Genomic DNA, 8,340 nt, shown 5'->3' on the forward strand with positions numbered 1-8,340 from the left:
CCAGATCCAGGTCGAGGGACGCCTCGTCGTGCTCGGTCTCGTTGCGGGCCACAGGAATGCGGGCGCCGGGCCGACGGCCGGGCAGGGGCCCGGCCCGCTCGGCCCGTTGTGCTCAGCCCAGCTCGTGCATCCAGCCGTGCTTGTCCTCCACCGTGCCGCGCTGGATGTTCAGCAGGGCCTCGCGGAGCTTGAGCGTGACGGGGCCGGGCTCACCGGCGGCCTGCTGCCAGGCGGCACCGGTGCGCTTGACCGTGCCGACGGGGGTGATGACGGCGGCCGTACCGCAGGCGAAGACCTCGGTGAGGGCGCCGCTCTCGGAGTCGGCCTGCCACTGGTCGATGGAGATACGGCCCTCCTCCGCGCCGTAGCCGAGGTCGGCGGCGACCGTCAGCAGGGAGTCGCGGGTGACGCCCTCCAGGATCGAACCGGTGAGGGAGGGGGTGACGATGCGGTCGCCGTACACGAAGTACAGGTTCATGCCGCCCAGTTCCTCGACCCACTTGCGCTCGACCGCGTCGAGGTAGCAGACCTGGGCGCAGCCCTCGGCCGCCGCCTCGGCCTGGGCGAGCAGGGAGGCCGCGTAGTTGCCGCCGGTCTTCGCGTCGCCCATGCCGCCGGGGACGGCGCGGACGTGGTCCTCGGAGACCCAGATGGAGACGGGCTTCACGCCGCCGGGGAAGTAGGCACCGGCCGGGGAGGCGATGACCAGGAAGAGGTACTCGCCTGCCGGCTTGACGCCCAGGCCGACCTCGGTGGCGATCATGAAGGGGCGCAGGTAGAGGGACTCCTCGCCGCCGTGGGCCGGGACCCAGGCCTGGTCCTGCCGCGTCAGCACGTCACAGGCCTCGATGAACGTCTCGACCGGCAGTTCCGGCATGCCGAGCCGACGGGCGGAGGACTGGAAGCGCTGGGCGTTCTTCTCCGGCCGGAAGGTGGCGACGGACCCGTCCGGCTGCCGGTAGGCCTTCAGGCCCTCGAAGATCTCCTGCGCGTAGTGCAGGACCATGGTGGCCGGGTCGAGGGAGAGCGGCGCGTAGGGAACGAGCTGGCCGTCGTGCCAGCCCCGGCCCTCGGTCCACTTGATGACGACCATGTGGTCGGTGAAGTGGCGGCCGAAGCCGGGGTTGGCCAGGATCGCGTCGCGCTCGGCGTCGGAGAGCGGACTGGCGGAGGGCTTGAGCTCGATCGTGGGCGTCATGAGTGGTTGTCCTTCACCGGTTGTGTGTGACGGGCCGCGCTCACATCCGCACTGCCGGTGGCGAGTGTTAGGACGTCCGAGCATTGCCTCATTCGGCGGCTCCGCGTTCGATTATCGCAAGCGGAGTCGGCGGAAGAAAACGGCGTGAATGCGACCCAGGGATGATGGTGACACCCGGCGGGAACATGCGGAAGCCGCCGGGTGCTGGTGCGACCCGGCGGCTTCGAAAGACTTCGAGTGACGCGGCGGGTCAGCCGGCTACTCGTACGGCGAGGGCGTCGCCGATCTCGTCCGTCGAGCGGGCGGGCTTGCCGACGCGCTCCGCGAGGTCGGCGGAGACGGCCTCCTCGATCGCTGCGGCCTCGGCCTCGTAACCGAGGTGGCGCAGGAGCAGGGCGACGGACAGGACCGTGGCGGAGGGGTCGGCCTTGGCCTGGCCGGCGATGTCCGGGGCCGAGCCGTGCACGGGCTCGAACATGGACGGGAACTCTCCGGACGGGTTGATGTTGCCGGAGGCCGCGACGCCGATGCCGCCGGAGACGGCCGCGGCGAGGTCGGTGATGATGTCGCCGAAGAGGTTGTCGGTGACGATCACGCCGAAGCGGGCCGGGTCGGTGACCAGGTAGATGGTGGCCGCGTCGACGTGGATGTAGTCCGTGGTGACCTCGGGGAACTCCTCGGCCACCTTGTTGAAGATGTTCGTCCACAGGTGACCGGCGAAGGTCAGCACGTTGTTCTTGTGGACGAGGGTGAGCTTCTTGCGCGGGCGGGCCTGAGCGCGGGCGAACGCGTCACGGACCACGCGCTCGACACCGAAGGCCGTGTTCACGGAGACCTCGGTGGCGACCTCGTGCTCGGTGCCCTTGCGGATCGTCCCGCCGTTGCCCGTGTACGGGCCCTCGGTGCCCTCGCGGACCACGACGAAGTCGATCTCGGGCTGGCCGGCGAGCGGGGTGGCGACACCCGGGAGCAGCTTCGACGGACGCAGGTTCACGTGGTGGTCGAAGGCGAAGCGGAGCTTCAGCAGGAAGCCGCGCTCCAGGACCCCGGAGGGGACGCTCGGGTCGCCGATCGCGCCCAGCAGGATCGCGTCGTGCTGCTTCAGCGCGTCGAGGTCGGCGTCGGTGAGGGTCTCACCGGTGGCGTGGTAGCGCTGGGCGCCGAAGTCGTACTCCTTGGTCTCCAGCTTCACATCCTGCGGAAGGACGGCGGAGAGGACCTTGAGCCCCTGGGCCACGACTTCCTGACCGATGCCGTCACCGGGGATCACTGCGAGATTGAGGCTGCGAGACATGACGGCACCGTACTCCTTGTCCCACGGGATGACATGGAGTGTCCGCGATACGGACGCGCGGGGAGGTGGTCCCGGCAGGGGACCCACGGGTGACGGCACCCACACGTCGCCATGCGTTCACCCGTATGTGTGGCGGGCATTGGGATTCGCTGGGAACTTCAACACCATGGATATACCCGACTTCGGCATCCCGCCGCAGCTCGCGCGCCGGATGAGCATGGCCGAGCAGCACGAGTACCTGCGTACGAAGCTGACGCGGCGCCGCACCCTGGTGACGGCGGGCTCGCTGGCGGCGGGCGGGCTGCTGACCGGCTGCGGCGGCTCCGGATCGCCTGCCTCGCCGCGCTCGACGACCTCGGCACCGTCGCCCGCCACCTCGAAGCTGCCCGGCTCAGCCGTCACTCCCTTCGGCCGCCATCTGGCCTTCGGCGGCGACCCGAAGACGCAGATGCGGATCTCCTGGCAGGTGCCGGTCGCGGTGAGGAAGCCGTACGTGCGGGTGGGCCCCAAGCCCGAGGAGCTGAGCCGGAAGATCGAGGCGGAGGTCCGTGACCTGCACACGCCGGGGGTCGAGGGCGTGCGCCTGGAGCTGGAGCAGTACTACCTGCACGCGGCCCTGGACGGCCTGCGCCCCGGCACGACGTACTACTACGGCGTCGGCCACGAGGGCTTCGACCCGGCCTCCCCGGCCCACCGCTCGACGATCGGCACCTTCCGTACGGCGCCCGCCGCCCCGGAGAGGTTCGTGTTCACCGCGTTCGGCGACCAGGGCGTCGGCAAGGCCGCTGCCGCCAACGACAACCTGATCGTGCGCCGGAAGCCCGCCTTCCACCTCCACGCCGGCGACATCTGCTACGCGAACGGGAACGGCAAGGGTGTGGAGTCGGACGGCTACGACCCCGCGTTCTGGGACCTGTTCCTCAAGCAGAACGAGTCGGTGGCCAGGTCCGTGCCCTGGATGGTGACGACCGGCAACCACGACATGGAGGCCTGGTACTCACCGGACGGCTACGGCGGCCAGCTCGCCCGCTGGTCCCTCCCGGACAGCGGCTTCGACCCGCGTTCGGCACCGGGGGTGTACGCGTTCACCTACGGCAACGTCGGCTTCGTGGCGCTGGACGCAAACGACGTGTCGTACGAGATCCCCGCCAACTTCGGCTACACGGACGGCCGGCAGACCAAGTGGCTGGACGCGAAGCTGGGTGAGCTGCGGGCGGCGAAGGACGTCGACTTCGTCGTCGTCTTCTTCCACCACTGCGCCTACTCGACGTCCTCGCACGCCTCCGACGGCGGCATCCGGGACACCTGGCTGCCGCTGTTCGCGAAACATCAGGTGGACCTGGTGATCAACGGCCACAACCACGTCTACGAGCGGACCGATGCCGTCAGGGACGGGGAGGTCGGCAGAGCGGTACCCATCGGCGCGTCGACCGACCCGACACGGGACGGGATCGTGTACGTCACGGCGGGCGGCGGCGGACGGGACCTGTACGGCTTCCCGTCCGGCGTGAAGGAGAGCTACGAGGGACACGTCACCCGGCACGACGCCGTCGAGACCTTCGAGTGGACCAGGTCGCGGAGGTCCAGGGCGGAGACGGTGGAGTGGTCACGGGTGCGCTACCGCGGCTTCTCCCTGCTCTCGGTGGAGGTGGAGAGCGGTGCGCGACCGGCCCTGAAGGTGTCGGCGCTGGCGCAGGACGGCGAGCGCATCGACCACTTCGAGGTGCGGCGCGGCGCGTAGGACGTCCACCCACGGCCGCGCCGCACCTCGGACGGGTGCGGCTGACGGGGTGCCGGGCGCCCGCGAGCGCGAGCCGTCCGGCACCTGATCGTGCGGGCTGCTCAGTGCCCGGTCGAACCGCCGTTGTCCCTGCGGTCGAGGGCGCGCTGGAGGGCGGCGGCGGCGTTCTTGCGGTCGGACTCGGTGGTCCGGGAAACGTGACGGACTCGGCGGCGGACGGTCGTCTCGGCCATGGGGAATCGACTCCTTCGAGGCAATCCGGAGTACGGAAACGGGCGGTGTACGAGACGCCGGAAGGGGCGGGGAGCGGGGCCGCAGGGGTTGCCTGCCTCGGGCTCCGGCTCACGACCGCCATTCGCTGGATCGAGCGAGACGTTCGGCTCCTACAAAGCTAAGTGAGGTCGGCGCATCTGTCTCTACAATTAATCGGACTTCCTACTATCTGAGACGGTGGCTTGAGTCACACGCCGTTGACCTGGCCTTTTCACTTCTGTCACACGGCGACGCCCTCATCTGTCACACGGCGACGCCCCCACTCCCGGGTCGCGGGAGCGGGGGCGAGGACGAGGACGAGGACGAGGGCCGGGCCGGGCGTCGGAGGTCAGCCCATGTGCGGGTACGTGTAGTCGGTCGGCGCGACCAGGGTCTCCTTGATGGCGCGGGTCAGGGTCCAGCGCATCAGGTTCTGCGGGGCCCCGGCCTTGTCGTTCGTACCCGACGCGCGGCCGCCGCCGAAGGGCTGCTGGCCGACGACGGCGCCGGTGGACTTGTCGTTGATGTAGAAGTTGCCGGCCGCGTAGCGGAGCTTGTCCATCGTGTACGCCGCCGCCGCGCGGTCGCCCGAGATGACGGAGCCCGTCAGGGCGTAGGCGGACACCGACTCCATCTGGGTCAGCATCTCCTCGTACCGGTCGTCCTCGTAGACGTGCACGGCGAGGAACGGGCCGAAGTACTCGGTGGTGAAGACCTCGTTCGCCGGGTCGGTGCACTCGACGACGGTCGGGCGGACGAACCAGCCCACCGAGTCGTCGTAGGAGCCGCCCGCGACGATCGTGCAGGTCGGGTCGGACTTGGCGCGGTCGATGGCGGCCTTGTTCTTGGCGAAGGAACGTTCGTCGATCACGGCGCCGACGAAGTTGGACAGGTCGGTGACGTCACCCATGGTCAGGTACTCGACCTCGGCGGCGAACTCCTCCTTGAAGCCGGAGTTCCAGATGGACGCCGGGATGTAGGCCCGGGAGGTCGCGCTGCACTTCTGGCCCTGGTACTCGAAGGCACCCCGGGTGAGGGCGGTCTTGAGGATCGCGCGGTCGGCGGTCGGGTGGGCGACCACGAAGTCCTTGCCGCCGGTCTCGCCGACCAGCCGCGGGTACGAGCGGTACTTCTCGATGTTCGCGCCGACCGTCTTCCACAGGTACTGGAAGGTCTTCGTCGAGCCGGTGAAGTGGATGCCGGCCAGGTCGCGGTGGTCCAGCGCGACCTTCGACACCTCGATGCCGTCGCCGGTGACGAGGTTGATGACGCCCTTGGGGAGCCCCGCCTCCTCCAGCAGCCGCATCAGCAGGACGGCGGCATGGGTCTGGGTCGGCGACGGCTTCCAGACGACCACATTGCCCATGAGGGCCGGGGCGGTCGGCAGGTTGCCCGCGATCGCGGTGAAGTTGAAGGGCGTGATCGCGTAGACGAAGCCTTCGAGCGGGCGGTGGTCGAGGCGGTTCCAGACGCCCGGGGAGTTGGCCGGGGGCTGCTCGGCGAGCAGGTCACGGGCGTACTTGACGTTGAAGCGCCAGAAGTCGACCAGCTCGCAGGGACAGTCGATCTCGGCCTGCTGAGCGGTCTTCGACTGACCGAGCATCGTGGAGGCGGCCAGCGTCTCGCGCCAGGGACCGGCGAGCAGTTCGGCGGCGCGCAGGATGATCGCGGCGCGGTCGTCGAAGGACATCGCACGCCAGGCGGGCGCGGCGGCGAGGGCCGCGTCGATGGCGTCCTGGGCGTCCTGGGCGGTGGCGTTGCCGTAGGTGCCGAGGCGGGACTTGTGGTGGTGCGGCTGCACGACGTCGAAGCGGTCGCCGCCGCCCATCCGCCTCTCGCCGCCGATGGTCATCGGCAGGTCGACCGGGTTCTCGGCCAGCTCCTTCAGCTTGACCTCCAGCCGAGCACGCTCGGGCGAGCCGGGGGCATAGCCGTGCACCGGCTCGTTGACGGGGGTGGGGACCTGGGTCACAGCGTCCATGGGTTCCGTGTCTCCTTGACGTGAGCGGTGTCGTGAGCGGTGTCGTGAGCGGTGTCGTGAGCGGTGTCGTGAGCGGTGTCGTGAGCGGTGTCGTGAACGGGCGGTTTCGGGCTCAGCCCTTGCTGACCATCGAGCGGACGAAGAAGCGCAGGTTCGCCGGCTTCTCCGCGAGGCGGCGCATGAAGTAGCCGTACCAGTCGGTGCCGTACGCGGTATACACGCGCATGCGGTGTCCCTCGGCGGCGAGCCGCAGGTGCTCGTCGCCGCGGATGCCATACAGCATCTGGAACTCGTACTCGTCGAGCTTGCGCCCGGCCCGGTGGGCGAGTTCCTGGGTGATGGAGATCAGGCGCGGGTCGTGGGACCCGATCATCGGGTACCCCGCCCCCTCCATGAGGATCTTCAGGATCCGTACGTACGCCTTGTCGATCTCCGCCTTGTGCTGGAAGGCGACCTCCGCGGGCTCCTTGTACGCGCCCTTCACCAGCCGCACCCGGCTGCCGTTCGCGGCGAGGCGGCGGGCGTCGGTCTCGGTGCGGAAGAGGTAGGCCTGGATCACACAGCCGGTTTGGGGGAAGTCCCGCCGCAGCTCGTCGTGGATGGCGAACATCGAGTCGAGGGTGGTGTGGTCCTCCGCGTCGAGCGTGACCGTCGTCCCGATCGCGGCGGCGGCCTCGACGACCGGGCGGACGCCCGCGAGGGCCAGCTCGTGGCCGCCGGGGAGGGTCTGGCCGAAGAGGGAGAGCTTGACCGACATCTCGACGCGTTCGCCGAGGTCCAGTGCCCTCAGTCGGTCGATCAGCTCCAGGTAGGCGTCGCGGGCGGCGGCGGCCTGCTCGGGGCGGGTGATGTCCTCGCCGACGACGTCCATCGTCACTTCGAGGCCCTTGCCGGTGAGGTCCCGGACGACCGGGACGATGTCGTCGACCCGTTCACCGGGGATGAAGCGGTCGACGACCTGCTTGGTCACGGGCGCCGCCGAGATCAGGCGTCGTATCCGGTCGCTGCGCGACGCGGCGAGAATCACGGGACCCAGCACGGGGCACCTCCACAGACCAGCAGACAGAACCACCGTGAAACCTAAGGATCCGCCCGATCGCCGACCATCGACAGCTGTCACGCATCCGTGCCGCAGATCTCAGACAGATGTATGAAGGCCTTCGGGACATGCGGGAGAATGCCCGGGTGACACCGGAAACCGCATCGTTCCACCACGTGGGTGACTACCAGGAGCTCGTCGACGAGATCTCCGAGCTACTCGGCGCCCCGGCGACGCTGGAGAACCGCGACTTCGAACTGATCGCCTTCGGCGCGTACGACAGCGAGGGCGACCTCGATCCGTCGGACCTGGACCCGGTCCGCACCCGCTCGATCCTGACCCGCCGCTCGACGGCGGTGGTACGGGAGTGGTTCGAGGGCTTCGGCATCACCCGGGCGACGGCTCCGGTCCGCATCCCCCCGACTCCGGCGGCCGGGGTGCTCCGGGGCCGCGTCTGTCTCCCCGTACGCCATCGGGGTGTCGCCCTCGGGTACGTCTGGCTGCTGGACGGCGAACCGGGCCCGACCGACGCCCAGCTGTCCGCGGCCATGGCGGTGGCCTCGCGCATCGGCGCCCTCCTCGCGGACGAGGCCCAGGCCGGCGCCGACCTCACCCGGGAGTTGCGCGCGGTCCTGACCGCCGAGCGCGACTGGGAGCGCGACATGGCGGTGGCGGAGCTGCGCGCGGCCCTCGGCCCGCGCGGCGACGGCGTCCACACCCTGGTCTGTGTGGCCCCCTGGCCGTCCGCCGACCCGGACGACGCCCCGTCCTTCCGTACGGTGCCGGGCGCGACCGCGCTGTGCACGGTGCCGTGGGGCGCGGCGGGCCAGGGCCT

At 69.9% G+C, this 8,340-nt stretch carries 6 protein-coding genes and 1 pseudogene; 2 read left to right on the plus strand and 5 right to left on the minus strand.

Translation table 11 applies throughout. From position 1 onward, the window contains the following. Window positions 1-112: 112 nt before the first annotated feature. Together AWZ10_RS06500 and AWZ10_RS06505 are read right to left on the minus strand one after the other, a co-directional pair. On the minus strand, window positions 113-1,198 hold the full coding sequence (locus AWZ10_RS06500; protein ID WP_046708324.1) for a branched-chain amino acid aminotransferase: 1,086 nt from the start codon (window positions 1,196-1,198) through the stop codon (window positions 113-115). A 250-nt stretch (window positions 1,199-1,448) separates the two neighbouring features. After that, window positions 1,449-2,492, minus strand: coding sequence for a 3-isopropylmalate dehydrogenase (locus AWZ10_RS06505; RefSeq protein ID WP_060890638.1), 1,044 nt, complete (start codon window positions 2,490-2,492; stop codon window positions 1,449-1,451). Between the two features lie 166 nt (window positions 2,493-2,658). Between AWZ10_RS06505 and AWZ10_RS06510 the strand changes: the two genes are divergently transcribed. Beyond that, window positions 2,659-4,233, plus strand: a complete 1,575-nt coding sequence (locus AWZ10_RS06510) for a purple acid phosphatase family protein (protein ID WP_046708326.1) — start codon at window positions 2,659-2,661, stop codon at window positions 4,231-4,233. Window positions 4,234-4,334: 101 nt separating this feature from the next. Here the strand turns inward: AWZ10_RS06510 and AWZ10_RS55035 are convergent, their stop codons facing one another. From AWZ10_RS55035 to AWZ10_RS06520, 3 genes are all read right to left on the minus strand, one after another. After that, complete coding sequence (locus tag AWZ10_RS55035; RefSeq protein ID WP_005479955.1) at window positions 4,335-4,466, minus strand: hypothetical protein; 132 nt, start codon at window positions 4,464-4,466, stop codon at window positions 4,335-4,337. Window positions 4,467-4,834: 368 nt separating this feature from the next. Next, the gene (gene pruA / locus AWZ10_RS06515) at window positions 4,835-6,466 is read right to left on the minus strand and encodes an L-glutamate gamma-semialdehyde dehydrogenase (protein ID WP_046708327.1); all 1,632 of its coding nucleotides are present in this window, start codon (window positions 6,464-6,466) and stop codon (window positions 4,835-4,837) included. 112 nt (window positions 6,467-6,578) lie between these two features. Beyond that, a complete protein-coding gene (locus tag AWZ10_RS06520; protein WP_060890639.1) occupies window positions 6,579-7,505 on the minus strand; it encodes a proline dehydrogenase family protein in 927 nt (308 codons plus the stop codon). Between the two features lie 128 nt (window positions 7,506-7,633). On the opposite strand from AWZ10_RS06520, the pseudogene AWZ10_RS06525 reads away from it, so the two are divergent. Continuing rightward, window positions 7,634-8,340: pseudogene (locus AWZ10_RS06525) on the plus strand (PucR family transcriptional regulator); the annotation flags it as partial.

The organism is Streptomyces europaeiscabiei, assembly GCF_001550375.1.
Classification (GTDB): Bacteria; Actinomycetota; Actinomycetes; order Streptomycetales; family Streptomycetaceae; genus Streptomyces; species Streptomyces europaeiscabiei.